At 65.6% G+C, this 16,125-nt stretch carries 4 protein-coding genes; 2 read left to right on the forward strand and 2 right to left on the reverse strand.

What is annotated here, in order from left to right:
• Positions 1-388: 388 nt before the first annotated feature.
• Together ACGFIO_RS43285 and ACGFIO_RS43290 are read right to left on the reverse strand one after the other, a co-directional pair.
• Positions 389-619: a hypothetical protein gene (locus ACGFIO_RS43285; RefSeq protein WP_392836877.1), complete on the reverse strand. Its 231-nt coding sequence runs from the start codon at positions 617-619 to the stop codon at positions 389-391.
• A 603-nt stretch (positions 620-1,222) separates the two neighbouring features.
• The gene (locus ACGFIO_RS43290; RefSeq protein WP_392836878.1) at positions 1,223-8,329 is read right to left on the reverse strand and encodes an RHS repeat-associated core domain-containing protein; all 7,107 of its coding nucleotides are present in this window, start codon (positions 8,327-8,329) and stop codon (positions 1,223-1,225) included.
• A gap of 277 nt (positions 8,330-8,606) precedes the next feature.
• Between ACGFIO_RS43290 and ACGFIO_RS43295 the strand changes: the two genes are divergently transcribed.
• Together ACGFIO_RS43295 and ACGFIO_RS43300 are read left to right on the forward strand one after the other, a co-directional pair.
• Positions 8,607-14,627: a LamG-like jellyroll fold domain-containing protein gene (locus tag ACGFIO_RS43295; protein WP_392836881.1), complete on the forward strand. Its 6,021-nt coding sequence runs from the start codon at positions 8,607-8,609 to the stop codon at positions 14,625-14,627.
• Between the two features lie 827 nt (positions 14,628-15,454).
• The gene (locus ACGFIO_RS43300) at positions 15,455-16,087 is read left to right on the forward strand and encodes a DUF2637 domain-containing protein (RefSeq protein WP_392836882.1); all 633 of its coding nucleotides are present in this window, start codon (positions 15,455-15,457) and stop codon (positions 16,085-16,087) included.
• Positions 16,088-16,125: the final 38 nt, after the last annotated feature.

Raw genomic sequence — 16,125 nt, forward strand, 5'->3', positions numbered from 1 at the left:
GGTCGATTGCTTGTCTTACCGGGAGCCTCACCCCGCCCAGCTATCGACTCCCTCGCCCTGCCCCCACCTGAACGAACCCAGATGAAAAGTGCTCTATGAATAAGTCCGTGCCGGTCGGGACCAACGGTGTGGCGAACAGGGCACTGCTGCACAGCATCGGTCCCGCGAAGCCAAACGCCGAGCGAAGCGAGGCGCACCTCGACCACCGGAGCAGCCGCCTGCCCACCAAGGGCAACCAACGCACCGTGGGGTTTCCGGGGGTCGCTCCCGGAGCAGGCATAGTGGACCGGACGTTGCACCATGCGAACCGCTCGACCGTCGTTGCCGGTGCCGCGCTACCGGTCCGTACGACCGGACGAAGGCGTGCACGGGACGAGCTGTTAGGCTTTCAACTGGCGCAGGCGACACCGGGTGGAAATTCGCCTTGCTCCTGCCACGCCCGTTTGATCTTCGCGGCGACGGCGCCGGCTGCGGAATCAAAACGGCCGTTTTCGGCGGCGATCTGCTTGGTGTGCTTATCGATTCTCAGCGTCCGGTCGAACTGGCGATCCAACCCGAACTCGTACCGGACCTCGTCCGCGGTCTCGGCGACCTTCCGCCCGACGACCATCATGCCCATGGTTACCTCCAGGCTTTCAAGTCCTCGTGGGTCGGCGCAGGAATCTGACTCTGCCAGCTGGACACCTCGTTGGCGGCAGCGTGGGCCTGTTCATACATCGCGCCAGGACGGGTGTCGTAGTAGTGAGCCTCCGCGGACTCGTGCTCGAGTAAGGCGACATCCTCGGGCATGGCATGTCCGGAACGTAGTCGCAGCCACGCCTCGGCCATGTCGGACAAAGCCCTAATAGGAACTCACGTAGATGACAACGATCGATTGGCACCAGCCGCGACAGCAGCAACATAGGCGAATATGTAGCGCCCACTGAGGTCCGCCCGAGTTAACGAGTGCGGCACATACACTAGGAATCCGACCCTTCCAATTCGGTCACATTTTCGGGCCTATAGCAATGCGGCGGCTCGTCCATACCATGCCAGAAGACCCAAAGCCGACCACATATGGGACATTTGAATACTGATCTGGCCGCCATATAAACATCTTCGGCGTCCACCATGCCCTCAAATCTGTCGAATTCAGTGTCCGAAATTATCTTCCATTCTAGCTCATTCGGTATGGACCCACTTGTTTGAATTACTGTTCCGCACACGCACCGAAATTTCGCCATTACGGAATCACCTCAATTTGACCCACTCGCGCGCCCGTTCCCGCAATCCTGGCCTGAATATTGGCAAGCTGATCTGCGCTAACGCTCGTCCGCGAAAGATCAACGACTACGCCACCGCCTTGGACCTGGCTACCCTTAGATGCAACGGAACTCACAATTCTGCTCACATTTCCTGTTGTGGGTGTATAAACGTCCCACTGCACCCCGTCCACGAGAAGATCGCTGGTTGCAGTCCCCCTAGGACCAACCGGGTCCCGAAGAACAACCTTACTGCCCCTGGCAGCCATGTGCTGCGCAGCCGCCAATTCGGAGGCTGACGGATTGGCAGCCGATACCCGAAGGGCTCCCAAACTCGGACCAGCGATTAGCTCACCGCAGTTGTGCACCAGCACGGGGGCGTTGCCGGCGAGCACATAGTACGTGTGGATGTCCTCGACGGTTAGGCTGTAGGCGGGGAATCGATGGGCGGTTTCGGGCCGTAGGCCTTTGATGGTGATGCTTCCGATAGGTGCTGTGAGCTGGTCCCCAGTGTCGAGTGCATCGGCTCGTTCCCAGCGCTGGTCGGTGGTGTTCCAGAAAGGATGATCTTCGGTGGTCGTGACTGTGCCGCTGGTGAGATCGAGGCTCATGAGGTCGTCGTCGTGAGGCCACGAAGCGAGGACTGTACGGTTGCCGTGCGTACCGGTTTCGGGATCGCTGGCATAGACCTTCTCGCCGGGCTTGATCTCGGCGATCGGTTTGGTGGTGCCGTCGGCCATCAAAACCTTGGTGTCGCCGCTGAAGCTGCATGCCTTGAGGGCGGCTTTCGCACCGTTTCGCAGGCCGCCGGTCAAGCCTGCTTCCATGCCGCCGCTGACGACACCGAGCATCTCCGTGGAGTGGACCATCAGTTCGGGGCACCGGATGTTTCCGCAGTTCCAGTTGTAGCCGTACTTGTTTCGACACCAGTTCTCTGCCCAGCCGCCTGAACAAACTATGTCGATGTAGGCCTGGTCTGGGCTGTAACCATGCATCACGGCATCCCGCATCGATGCGCATGTGCCCTCGAAGCCCGGGCCGCGGCAGGCTGGGTTGTCCTGGTTGACGATTTGGAGGAAGAGCTGCTTTTTGGCTTCGCGCTCTTGGGCGACGTGGTGGTCTCCGACGGCCGTGCTGCCTTGCGTGGAGCTGGAGCTGTGGCTTTGGCTGTGGCCGGGAGGATTGCGCTTCTTTGTGGGCGGTTTGCCGAGGCTTTCGTTCGTGGGTTTTCCGGTGCTGTCGTCCAGGTCGGGGTCTTTGGCCCGGAGTCCGTTGGGGTCGGACAGGGTGATGGGGTTGTTGCCGGCGTAGGTGTAGCCGGCGAGCTGGTTCGGGTCTGTGGTGTCTAACAGGGGGTCGGGACTGATGAAGCGGCCCAGTGCGGGGTCGTATTTGCGGGCGCCGAGGTCTGTGTAGCCGGTCGTGTCGCTTTTGGGGGCGCCGAGGTAGCCGCGGGCGGGGTCTGGCCAGATGGCGGGGTTGGCCGTGGAGCGGGGTTCGCCGTACGGCTTGAACTGCTGGCGGCTGATCGCCTGGGTGGTGGTCTCCATGGCCAGGCTTGCACTGCCGTGCGGATCGTTGAGCAGATAGTGGTTGCCGCTGTCGGGGAGGGTCGAGCGGATGGCCGCGGCGGCGCCCGCATGGATGATGGTGCGCGATGCGCCGAGGATCGTTTTGGTGGCAGTGTCGACGACCACCTGGGTGGCGCCCGCGAAGAGGGTTGTGCGGCCGGGGTCACGGCGGATGAGTTGGTTGCCGTCGGCGTCGTACAGGTAGGTGGTGTTGGTCGGTGTGGCGCCGGTGGTGGCGACCTCGGCGAGGCGGTCTTCCGAGTTCCAGGTCAAGTTCTGCCCGGGTGTGTTCGCGTTGGTGGGGGTGCGTTGCAGCAGCTGGCCTGCGGCGTTGTAGCGGAAGGTGCCGGCCTGGGAACCGCCGGTGGTCGAGGTGAGGGTGTCGGGTTGGGCGCCGGTGAGGTCGCAGTTGATCTGGCAGCCGTGTCCGTAGGCGGTGGTGGTGTCGGCGCCGCCGGTGGTGGAGTGGTCGACGAGCTGGGTGCGGTTGCCGACGGCGTCGTAGCTGAAAGACTGCCAGTAGGAGCCCGCGCCGGAGGCCACCGTGCCCTGGGGAGGTTGGGCGGTTTCCGGGCTGGGGCATGCGCCGGTTGAGGTCCACGCCTGCGTGAGCCGTACAAGGGTGTTGTAGCGGTAGCACTGGGAGTCGGTGACGGTGTTTCCGGTCTCGGATTGTTCGTTGGTCGCCGAGAGCGGGTTTCCGCTCGGGTCGTACGTATAGGTGGTCTTGTCGACTACCGGTCCGATGCCCTGGGTACGGCTCACGGTTCGCGTGGTCATCCGCAGCGTGTGGTCGTCATAGGTGTAGCCGACGGCCGCCGTGAGGTTCCCTGCGCCCATGGTGACCATGGACGGGAGGCCGAAGTTGGTGTAGATGGTGGCGGTGATGTAGTTCTGCGCGCCGATCGCGCTCGTCGGGGCCCCGAGCCGGGTGTAGCTGTAGTCGATGGTTTCGCCGCTGAGCCTGCCGACAGTGGGTTCGAGTTGGGTGGAGAGCAGCTCGGTGTTGGGTGTGTAGGTGAACGAGGTCTCGTATTGCAGCGGTAGCGGCGTTTCGGTGCTCGGCAGGGTGATCCGCTGGCCGAGAGGCTTGCCCAGGATTGAGTATCCGGTGACGGCGGTTATGTATCCGCCGGTGACGCCTTTGACCCAGCGGGTGGAGGCGGTGGGTTGGCCGATTCTCAGCGTGTCGTAGGTCCAGGCGGCGTATTTGAATTCCTGGCCGCGGTCGGTGGCGGTGAGTTTGCGGCCGAGCAGGTCGTAGGTGTAGTCGAGCCAGTTGCCGCGGCTGTCTCGGGTGGCGGTGACGTCGCCGGCGTCGTCGTAGCGGCTGATGCTGGTGCCGGTGTCAGGGTCGATGTGGGTGGTCTTGCGGCCGAGCAGGTCGTACTTGTCTTCCCATCGAGTCCCGGTGGCGCCGTTGTCGCCGGGTGGGCCGGTGGTGACGGTTTGCCGACCGGCGGCGTCGTATTGGTAGGTGATGTCCTGGCTGGTTCCGCCGTTGATGGTGAAGCCGGTGGTGCGGTTTCCGCCGACGGTGGGCAGGGTGGTGTATTGCTGCAGGCGGGTGAGTTGGTCACGCCCGTTGGTGGTTTTGGTGGTGGCGACGCTGCCGCTCGGGGGGATGTCGGTGGTGGTGTCGCCGGTGTAGGCGGTGCGGGTGAACCAGGTTGCCTGGAAGTTGTGTTCCTGGGTGACCTGGGTGGGCCGGCCCATGGCGTCGTGGTCGGTGACCGTGGACGAGGGCATGTCGACCTGCGAGATGCGGTCGGAGAACAGGGTGTCGGACGGCGGTGCGGCGACGGCGTAGGCGTTGTTGGTGATGACGGTCTGGCCGAGCGAGTCATATTGGGTGTTCGACACGGTGGTCGTGCCGTTTTCGCCTTCGGCCTGGGTTTCCAACGGGCGTAGCAGGGCGTCGTGGAGTACTTTGCTGGTCGCGTACGCCGGGCTGGCTGCGTTGGCCGGGCGTTCCAGCAGCGTCTGGGTGGTGATCACGTTGGGGCTGTCGACCGCGATCTTGTACGTGTAGCGCAGGTTGGCCTCGGCGCCGGCGGTCTTGTTCTTGTTCGGTAGCCACACAGCGGTGAGCCGGCCGAGGGCGTCGTAGGTGAGGGAAGTCTTCTGACCGGCGGCGTCGACTTTGATGACAGGTAGTTGACGTGACTGCTCCATGACGACCGAGGACAGATGACAGTCCTTGGACGATGTGGTGGCTGTGGAGCAGTCCGTGCCGGGTGTGACCTGGCCGATGGTGTCCACCTGCTTGGGCAGTGCGCCCGTTGTCGGTGTGTACCTGGTGTAGGTGGTTTGGGCGATGCTGTAGGTGGCGGTGCTCAGTCCGCTGACGGGTGCGGTGGATCGCGGCGTGCGAGAGGTGCTTTTGACGCGGCCATAGTCGTCGTAGGTGCTCTCCGCCATGTCGACGAAGGTGCTACCGATTGCGCCGGAGGCGGTCGACGCCTGCTGCGCCAAGGTTGGGTTACCCCGCGTCGGGCGTGCCGGTGAGCCCGGACCGTTGATGGCGAACGGGTTGCCGTCGTAGGAAGTGCGTTCGTGAGAAATCAGGGCACCAGACGGGCTGGCTCCGGCGCTGGGGCAGTCCTGGTCGGTGGTGATCTTTTCGGCCGGTACAACCAGGGTGTCGGTGGTGCCGTCGAGGTAGCGGGTGAACGTGCACGTTGGCTTGTTGGCAGCCGCGCCGACCTCGCCACGGTCGGCTACCTGCACCGGCATACCGGTGGTGCTCTGCTTCAGGGTGGTGTTGTAAAAGGTGTCAGTCTCGGTGCGCCGCCAGCCGTACGAGACCTTCTTCCGAGTCAGCGACTTGGCGGTGCGGACTATCTGGGCGGTCAGCGCAGGCAGACCTTTGCGGGTGCGGCTGGCGGTGGGCCCGATGACGGTCGGCACGGTGATGGTGGCGTTGTCGATCGTGTCGCCGCTGGCATCGGAGTACGTGACGGTCTCGAACTCCCGGCCGGAGTAGCTGGCGTGGTCACCCGTGGTGACCGTACCGTCCTGGCTGGTGAGCGGGTCGACGGTGCGGGTCCGGCCGCCGGGCAGGGTGTCACCGTTCATGCCGCGGAAGTAGAAGGTCTTGGTCAGCGTCTGCTGGTCGAACGTCTTGGCGTTGTCGGTCTTGTGGAACGTTGTTGGGTCGCCGGTGGTGAGGTCGACCTCCCCGTAGCCGCGGAACTGTCCCCAAGTGCGGTAGCGCTTCTTGACAACCTCGTTGTCGTCGTAGTGCCAGGCGGGGGCGCCGGGGTACGAGTACTGCGTGACCAGGTTGACAGCGCTGCCGTCCTGGTAACGGTTGTGCTGGTCGATGGTGGCGACCCTCTTCACCCGGTACGTGTAGAACCAGTCGATCAGCGGCCGCGGCTGGCCTTCCGGGGTCCAGTAGACCGGCTGGCATCCCGTGGTGTTGGTCGAGGCGAACTGCTGCGCTTTGGTGTCCTCCTGGTCCTCCGGGTCGCTGGCCGGCAGACCTGAACAGGGAGCCTTCTCGTAGTCGACGGTCGTCTGCGCCCCGAACTCGGTGGTGACGTTCTTGATACGGTTGTGGTACATCCGGGGCAGGTCAGACCGGACCCGATTGGGCAACTGCTCGAGGTTGAAGGTAACCGCGGGCATCTCGGTGTTCGCGTTTGCCTCGCCCAGACGGGAAAGACCTGTCCGTTTGATCGACTCGAGCCAGAGCGTCGGTGCGTGGTCTCCGCCGTCAGGGAACGTCTGGGTCAGGTCATAGCGGTCGACAGCCTTGGTGGCGCCGTCGGCCTGGATCTGGGTGGTGATCGAGACGAGTCGCTGGCGCGACCAGAAGCTCGGGCCGTGGATCTGACAGTCGGTTGCGTCCTTGACGCAGTTGAGGTCGACTGGGGTGTCCGGCCAGTACTCCGGGTGGGTTTCGGTAAACTGGTCGTCGTCACAGTTGTTGCCGGCCGGGGCGCCCTTGATGCAGCGCTCGTCGGTGCTGAAGACAACTTGTGCGGGCGCGGTGCCCGAGTAGACCGTCGACTTGGTCATGCCGTAATCGATGCGGCGTAGGAAGCCGCCGCGGGTGTACTTCACCGCGGTGTCCTTGGCGTTAGCGCCGTAGAAGCCGGTCTCCGGTTGGTAGTAGTACGCCATCGCGTTGCCGTTGAGGTCGACGACGTAGTCGAGGTTGAAGCGATAGCCCAGGGTGCAGGCGGTTTCGGCGAACGCGCCGTCCGGGCAGTCGGTCACGCCACCATGAGCCTGGTAGACCGGCACTGTCCAGACCGAGTCGGTCGTCTTCTGGCCGGACCAGCCAGGCAGCCGGTTAAGCCCGAAGTAGTACTGCATCCCGTCCTGGGTGACCCGGAAGTACTCGCCGTTCTTGGTGCCGTTCTCGGCTCCGGTCAAGTTCTCGACCGTGGTGGTGGAGTTGTCCTCAGCTGCACGGAAGGTTTTGGTGGCGTCGTCGTAGACGATGACCGTCGACTGCCCGTTCAACGAGAGCGTCAGGATCTGGCCGGACCAACACACGTCACCGCTGCCGACCGGTGCACCGGAATCATCGACGTCTTTGCACGATTGGTAGCTGCGCTCGATGTAGTTCTCGGTGGAGTTCCAACCGTCGCCGATCCAGGAGGACTGATTGTTCGTGCCGGCGGTCCGTGCGTCCTGGGTGGTCGAGTCGTAGTCGAATGAGACTTTGGGCGCCGCGCCGCCGACTGACGGGGGGACGGCAATGGGGTAGCTGTAGGTGAACGCTCCTGTGTTGCCCCCTACCGACCACGTCCCCGCTGGGGACAAGGCTGTCGCCGTATAGTCCCCAGCGGAACCATCGGCGTTTGAGGTCGCTGCCAGCACCGTCATACCTTGGGCAGCCAGCTTTACCTGCGCCGAAAGCGGCGCCGACGGGGACGTGTGCAGCGGCGTCTGGGTACGGCAACGGGCCAGTTGCGGGGTGGTGAGTGCGCAGACGGGCAGTTGCACCAGGCGCAGACGCGCGGCGTAGTCGCCGCCGAAGGCGCTACGGAAAGTAGAGGGGTCAACGACGACGCCGACCTCTCCGGAACCCAGGGTCGGGCTCAGACTGAACAGCACACCGCGGATCCCGGCTGCGCGCGAGGTCTTCTGGTTTGCCGTGGCCACCCGGACCTGCTGCGGCGCGACACCATCGCGTGCTCGGGACACCGAGATCGGCGTTGTGCCGGCTCGTACCGGCGGCGGGGCGGTTTCTCGGCCGTCGGCCTTGGCGGCGGCGGGCAGCGCGACCATGGCCTGCTGCGCTTTGGGCAGCGCGGCCCGCGCGTCCGGGTCGAACTTCGCGTACGGCTTGGCCGGTGCGACCTTCGGAGTGGGGCGCGGCGCTCCGAGCTTCACCGTGGGGTCGGCCGGCGGCGCGGGAAGCCGGGGGGCAGCGGGGGCGGCCATGGCAGCGTGCTGGACCGTCAGGCCCGCGATGGACACGATGGCGACGATCGGTAGCGCGATCAGGCGCCGCCAGCCGACCAGCATCCGGGTGCGGCCAACGTTGGTGGACAGCATGAAACTTCCCCGCCCTTCCCCGTACGCGGCGCCGCAAGCCATTCATGTCAGACGATCTCCGGAGCGGCGCGCTCAGCGTACGGCCCGCCGCCACACCGACGGTGTCCTGATTTGATCCACAAAGGACGGTTCAACCTGAGATTCCGCTGTGTGATTGAACCCACACTCTCGGTTTAGGCATCGAGTTGGGTCGAACTCCTGCGGCCTGACGGCTGACAATGACGGCCGTTCGCGTTCGCGGTACCGCTACGCGCCCAGTGAAGGAGCCTTGAGGCACATGGTGTCCCTCGCGCCGTACCGGCGCCGCCTGTCTTTGACCACCACAGTCCTCACCGCTCTGGCCGCCGGGCTGCTGACGGCCACGCCGCCTGCGAACGCCGCTGTGCCGGCCAATCCGCAGCCCGCGGGTAAGCGCGCCGAGCCGCCAACTGACCCGGTCGCCGCCGCGATCAGCAAGGCCCAGGCCGAAGGCCAGCAGGTCCCCGTCCCCAGGCTGACCGACGAATACTCCACGACGACGGCCAATCCGGACGGCACCCTCACGACGATCCACTCCTCGGCACCCGAGCGGGCCAAGCAGGGCGACGCCTGGGTACCGATCGACACCACCCTGGTGCGGCAGAGCAACGGAAGTTACGCGCCTCGCGCGGCGACCGCGGGACTGAGCGTCGCCGCCGACCGCAGCACCGCACTGCTGACCATGCGGCAAGGCTCCCGACAGATCTCCTTCACCTGGCCCCAGGCTCTGCCCACCCCGGTGGTGAGCGGCGACACGGCCACCTACCCGGAGGTCTATCCGGGCGTCGATCTGCAGATCACCGCTGACCCGACCGGCTACTCGTCCGTGTTCGTCGTCAAGACCCGCGACGCCGCCCGCTCCACGGCATTGCGCACCATCGACTTCGGCGTCTCCGGGACCAACGTACGCATAGGCGAAATCACCGGCGGCGGGGCCGAAGCCGTCGACACCGCCAACGGCGAGCAGGTCTTCCACACCGACACCGCCTTGATGTGGGACAGCACCCCCCTCGCCGCTGCCGCCAAGGCGCCGGACAAGTCCGCGAGAACCGAGGACCCGGGCCCGCAGCAGCCCGGCCGCAACGTGGCCGAGGTGCAGATCGACATCGAGCAGGGCAAGCAGCGGCTGACCCTCGACCAGAACCTGCTCACCAGCACAGCCACCACCTTCCCGGTCTATGTGGACCCCGTCTGGTCGGGCTCCCCCGCCCCGTCTCAGCTGCACTGGGCACGCATCTCCTCCAATGGCTGGGACTACTACAACTCCACCTCCAAGACCGGAGCCACCAGCGCCCGCATCGGCTTGGACGACTGGCCCAACGGTGCCGGCGAGACGGCACGCACCTATTACCACATGAACACCTCCGGCATTAGAGGCGCGGAGATCTTCCGGGCGCGGCTGTATGTGGTGGAGAGGCATGCCTCTTCGTGCAGCAATACCGCGGCTGTCGTGTACGCCACGGCTCGTCCGAGCGCCTGGAAGGCCTCGGCGCTGAACTGGGGTAAGCAACCGGCGAAGAAGAGCAGTCTGTTGTCGAGCGTGACCAGCCGCCAGGTCGATTGCAATACCTCCAAGGAGCGGGTCAGCCCGGCCAGTCTCAACTTCAATGTACTCAGCTACATGAAGGCCGCGGCGGCGAGCCAGATGAGCAACGTCGCGTTTGTCGTGCAGGCAGCCGACGAACGCGACCGGTTGTCATGGAAACAGCTCGGTTACGGCGGCGGCGCGACCCTGTCGGTGACCTACAGCTACAAGCCGCAATTCGTCAACGGCACCGGCAAACCACGACTGACCCCAGCCATAAGTGACGGGGGCAAGCTGGTGACCAGCAGCCGTAATCCGACGCTGTCCGCGCTGGGCTTCACGCCGAAAGTGAACGGCCAGCAGGAGAACGTGCAGATCACGTACCAAATCTTCTTCGCAGGGGTCAAGGCCCGATCCGGGACCGGTCCGGCGAACGGGTACAGCCTCAACGGCACTCCATGGCAGGTCCCCAACGACCTACCCGACGGCAACTACACCTGGAAAGCGGCGATCAAGAACGCCTCGGGCGTCTGGGGTGGCGTCTGGTCAACTACCCAGGCGTTCACCGTCGACACTAAGAAGCCGAATCCACCACAGATCAAGTCGACCCAGTTCCCACCCGACCAACTCGGTAGCGCCTACACCGACCGCGGCGTCTTCGAACTGATCGCCGACAAGACCAACAACGTCAACAGCTACCTGTTCACCCTCGACGGCGATCTAAGCGACACCACCGCCGCCGGTCAAGGCATCCCGTGGACCAGCACGACAGTCATCGAGCCGGGGAAGGTCTACCTAGCGAAAGCCGACAACGGCAACGGCACCGATACGGTCGTCATCAACGGCTCGGCCGGCGTCACCTTCGCGCCCGGCACGACCGGCGCCCACAAGATCGCCGCCAAAACGGTTGACCAGGCCGGGTCCACATCAACCCAGACGGTCTACTCGTTCTTCGCCGGCACGAGCACACCCACCTACGCGACCGGCGACAAGCTGATCAGCGGCTGGACCGCCACCAACAGCGACGGCAGTACCACCGTCGTCCCGCCCGCGGCCACGACCAGTCAGACCGCCATGATGGTCGCCCAGGCGTCCAAGCCCGGCCGTTACTACATCAGCGAGTCGCAGGCGTTCCTGGCCAACCGGTCGACCACCAGCAAGGTCGCCAACGGTGACAGCGCCACCTTCTCCATCGACCTGCCGACATCCGGGCCCTGGGAGATCGGCGCCAACCTCACCACCGCCGCTGACTACGGCACCTACACCCTCACCCTCGACAAAGGCACGCCAACCCAAACCACGCTGATCACCGGATTCGACGCCTACAGCACCGGCGTGCTAACCACCTACCGCAACTTCGGCATCGTCAAGGACGGCACCACTCCCCGCCAACTAGCGGCGGGACTGCACACCATCACCCTCGACGTAACCGGCAAGAACTCCGCATCAACGGGCTACCAGGCCGCTGTTGACGCATTCCGGCTCGCTCCCGCCCTCAGCTGCGCGATCAACGACACGAGCCGCTGCCTCAACAACACGGCGATCAGCACATACACCGCCGGCAGCACCCCCACCGTAACCCCAGCCGACGCCACCGGCACCGGCCTCAGCATTGACGCCGCAGGGCTACGCGCCGCCGGGTGGACACCCGGGAACACGGTCACGCTCAACGGCGCCGCGATCAAACTGCCCGCCGTCTTCGGGACCGGCGCACCGGACAACATGCTCTCCAACGGCCAGATGATCACCGTGCCATCGACCGGAGTGATCAACAGAGGCAACGCCCTGGTGCTGGCCGGCTTCGCAACCGGGTCCATACCAGCCGGTAAGAGCGGAACAATCACCTACGGCAGCGGCTGCGATCTAGCCAGCCAACCCTTCACCCTGGACGCTGTCACGGACTGGGCCGCCACCCCTCCCGCAGAGTCAGTGCTGACCTTCCCACGCCGCAACAAGAGCAACGCCACCCAGGAGAACGTGCCAGTCAGCCTCGTCACGATCACCGTGCCCCTGCTCTGCCCCGGAGTGCCGGTCACCGGCATCACACTGCCCCTGATCAGCACCAGCGTCGCAGCCGCCACGTCATCACTGCACCTGCTCGGCCTGGGCATCCGGCCAACCTCGGCCACCGGCACCAGCACCGCACCGGTGCGCTGGACCGGCAGCTGGGCCACCGCCCAGGACACCGGAGCGGTGAAGCAGACCAGCGGCACCACGACGGTCGACGCCACCCTCAACAACCAGACCGTCCGGATTCCCGCGCAACTGAGCATCGGCACCGCCGCCGGACACCAGATCCGTGTCCGGCTGGCCAACAGCCTCGGCAAAACACCGGTCACCTTCGACGCCGTCACCCTCGCCCTGCAGGACCCGGCCGCCGGCGCGACAGCCGCCACCACCCCGACACCCGTGACCTTCAACGGCGCCCGCGACCTGACCCTGCCCGCCGGCGCCGACATCCTCAGCGACCCCGTTTCGCTCGCCGCCCCGGACCGAGCCACCGTCCTGGTCAGCGCCAAAGTTCGAGGCAACCTCACGACTCTGTCCGGGCACCAGGACGGGCGTACCCCCATCTATGTCAGCGCCGCCGACAACACCGACCACACCGGCGAAAAGGCAGCCACCAACTTCACCTCATCCGTGATCCTCGGCACACCCTTCCTGGCCGGCATCGACGTCACCACGTCGGCCACACACCCGGCCGGCGCGGTGGTGCTGTATGGCGATCAAACCGTCAACGCCGACACCGCCACCCGCGACGGCCATAACCAGCTCGACAGCCAGCTCGCCGCAGCCTTGGCCGCTGCGCCCGAGACCGGCAACACCGTGCCGTTCGGCGTCCTCAACCTCGGCTCCAGCAGCACCGGCAACAAGGCCAAGCTGCCCTCGCTCGGCGGCGAGCCAACGACCGCCACAACAGCAGTCGACCGGGCTGTACTGAACCAGAGCAACGTCCGCGCCGTGCTCATCTCCGCCGGATCCAACGACCTAATGGCCTGCACCGCCACCACCGCGGAAGCCTGCGCCGACCCGGTCCGCCAGAAACTGGTCGCGCTCGCCACCCAGCTACGCCGATTCACAACCGACGACGCCACCGATCAGACCCGGATCCCGCGCGGCGAGGCGGGCGCGCTGAAGGTCTACGTGGCCACGCTGCCACCATTCACGACAACCGCCACGGCAACCCAGGAAGCCGCCCGCAAGCAGGTCAACGAGTACATCCTCGGCATCGCCGGCAGCACCAATCTGCAAGGCGTCACCGACGGAGTGATCAACTTCGCTGAGGCCGTATCCACCGACGGGGACCACCTCTCCAGCACCACGCTGGACGACTACCTCGGCACCAGCAGCCCGCGCATGCCGAACGACGACTACTACAAAACCCTCGCCGAGCAGTACCTGATCAACATCGACGACACCGATTGGATCACCGAAGACCAGTCAGGAGGCACCGAGCCCGGCGCCGACCCGATCGCGGTGTGGAAGTTCGGCGAAGGCAGCGGTACCACTGCCCAAGACACCGGGACCGGGACCGGCACCGCCCCGGTAAAGCATGACGCCACGCTGCACCAGGTGAGCTGGGGCGACAGCCGGATCGCCCGACGCTCCGCCGGAACCTTCAACGGCACCAGCAGCTACGCAGACACCGACCTACGTACCAACACAGCCCAAAGCTTCACCATCTCCACCTGGGTACGCCTGACCGACAAGAGCAGTGACCGCACCGTCTTCGCCCGCGAGTCCGACGGCTTCGCGTCCTTCAACCTCCGCTACCAGCAATCATCGGACCGCTGGGTCGCCCAGATGCCCTCGGCCGCCGCCGGTGACTCCGTCGTCTGGCACGACGCGATCGCCTCCCTGCCCGCCCGGACCGGACTCTGGACCCACCTCGCCGCAACCTACGACGCCGACCTCAAAACCCTCACGCTGACCGTCAACGGCGAAGCCGACACCTCCGTCGAACAGGTCACCGCCTTCAACGATCCCAACGGACCCACCTGGATCGGGCGTAGCGATACCAGCTGGTTTTCGGGAAACATCGCCGACGTCAAGGTGTGGCACCGTGCCCTCAACGATGCCGAACTCGCCACCGAAGCGGCCGCCACCCTGGTGGCGAAATGGGAACTTGAAGACGACGCCGCCGACCCGGCCAAAGTCGTGGACACATCGGGGGAGGGCAACGACGGCACCCTGGTCGGAGCCGCCACCTACGCAACGCCCGGTCACTTCGAGTGGGACAACAGAGCGGTAAGGCTCAACGGCACGACCGACGCCATCACCACACCTCAGCTCCTGCGTACCGACCAGTCGTTCACGGTCGCCGCCTGGGCGAAAATTTCCCGAACCGACGGCACCTACACAGTGCTCAGCCAAGACGGCAACGCCACCGGCCGCTTCATGCTCCAGTGGAGCGGACCATGCATCTGCTGGCGGTTCGTCATCGCGGAAAACGACCAGGCAACCGCCACAACGTCCCAAGCCGCATCACCATCAGTCGCACCCGTCGACACCTGGACTCACCTCGCCGGCAGCTACGACGCTACAACCGGCGCAATAACCCTGTACGTCAACGGGGAGGCAGCCAACTCGGCGACCACCACAACAGCACCATGGACGGCGAACGGCAGCTTCACCGCTGGCCGCACCCGCCGAAACAGCACGAACGCAGAATGGTTCCCTGGCGACCTCGACTCCGTCCGCGCCTACCAGGGTGTCCTCAGTCCCGAAGCCATCCGTGCACTGAGCCTCAACTAACGACAACCCCCAGGCAACGCCGAAAACCACACCGTCGGATGCCTGCGCCCAACGGGCAAGCGCCTTGGCGGGAACCGGCCTGCTCGAGGCCACACAACGGCTCAGCTCCCGCTGCGTTTTCATGACCTCGTCACCCTCCAATGCTGGCAGTGCCGGCCGTCAGCCAGCGCGCGCCCGGAACGCGTCGCGGTCACGTCCGGTGGGCGCCGTCTTCCACCTCAGCGAAGGCTGCGCCGCACTCAACGACGGCTGGCGACGAATCGAGCGACGCGGCGGCGTCAGATCCGACCTGACGTGGGTACCGACTGTCGATGCCATCGCTGCCGGACGCGGCGCATGCGAAGTTTGCTGCGCCGGTCACGAGACCCGATGACACCGAAACAACCTCCCGCGAGATATCGCAGGGCAGAGGCGGGCCCGCCGAGCGGGCGGCCCGGCGGCAAGCGCGCGACCGGGTTTTGCGTGTGCTTCGCTCGGCGGGCTGGTCGGAGCCAATCCTCAAGCTCAAGGAACACATCGGCGGATACGCCCCGGATCACCGTTTGAGATGCGAGAGGGAACGACCCAGGTCGGCTTCCCCAACGAACCCCGGACATCGCCGCCGCGACCGGCCTGGGCCCCGCCGAGGTCATCGGGCGGTGGCAGCGCTGGGCTGAGGTCCAGGCCGGCACGGACATCGGCGGACATCCGCTGCTCGAGCCGGACGAGGTCCGGACCATCCACCACCGCATCGCGGAGGAGGTGTAACTATGAACCCGACCCGAATATCCCGAACCTGAGCACGGTGGCGGTGGCGTCCATCGCTGCGTGGGTCGTCGTGGAGCCACATGGTCCACGTGGCCTTGCGGTTCGATGAGCGGCCGGAGGTGGCGTACGTCCTGCCGATCTCGGTCGACGGGATGCTCATCGTCGCCTCCACCGTGATGGTGGACGACCAGCGTGCTGTGCGGCCGGTGCGCTGGTCCGCGCAGATCGCGTTCCTCGCTGGGGTTACGGCCAGCGTCGCCGCGAACATCACGGCAGCCCAACCGACCCTCGGCGCCCGGATCGTGGCCGCGCGGCCCCGCCGTCGCGCTGCTGCTCGTCGTGGAGATCCTGTCCCGCGCCCGGCAAGCGTCAGCAGAACCCGAGGGTGGCCCGGCCTTGGCCCCGTCCCGACGCAAACGGCCTCCGGCGATGGCCACCCTGCCCTCGCTGCGACAGCCAGCACGCCGTCCTCATCATCAACCGCTGTGCCATCGCCGCAACGCCGGACACCACCCTCGTCAGCGTGGACATCAGATCGTCGGCGTCGCCGAGAGGACAGCACGTCGGAAGCGGTGTCGCGCATGTGCACGGACGACCCACACGCGAGCACGGCCGACATCGCCACCCAGCTCGAAGTGACCGAGCGTCATGTCCGCCGATTGCTGAACGCCGGGGCGACCCAAGGACCCATACCCGACGACGGCCCGTCTTGAACCGATCTGCTGGCTGGTGCGACGACGTCAACCCGTGC

This window comes from Actinoplanes sp. NPDC049265 (assembly GCF_043197135.1).
Lineage (GTDB): Bacteria > Actinomycetota > Actinomycetes > Mycobacteriales > Micromonosporaceae > Actinoplanes.